General features: G+C 38.5%; 1 protein-coding gene. It reads left to right on the forward strand.

All coding sequences use genetic code 11. From position 1 onward, the window contains the following. Positions 1-29: 29 nt before the first annotated feature. A partial coding sequence (locus AAEY83_RS15825) for a hypothetical protein (RefSeq protein ID WP_351060478.1) occupies positions 30-265 on the forward strand: 236 nt, incomplete at its 3' end.

Here is a 265-nt window from a genome sequence, read left to right on the forward strand (position 1 = left end):
GTTCAAGTCAGAATAGAGTTGTTGCTTTTATGCATCGTTTTCATGCTGTACTAAATGCAGCAGACCAGCCTGGTGTTGATGTATTTCTTAAAGATCACAATATTTTCAATGTACGCTTTATCGACTTTATTGGAGGGTTAAGTTGCATAAGTGATAGACGTTGCTCAGGTGACTCGAATCAGGATAACCCCCTAAAAGAGCTTTATTTTTATCGAGAAGGCTACCCGTACGAATCATCTGTTAAATCTTTTCAAGTGCACATACC

Source organism: Psychrobacter sp. TB20-MNA-CIBAN-0197 (genome assembly GCF_040309765.1).
Taxonomy (GTDB): domain Bacteria; phylum Pseudomonadota; class Gammaproteobacteria; order Pseudomonadales; family Moraxellaceae; genus Psychrobacter; species Psychrobacter submarinus.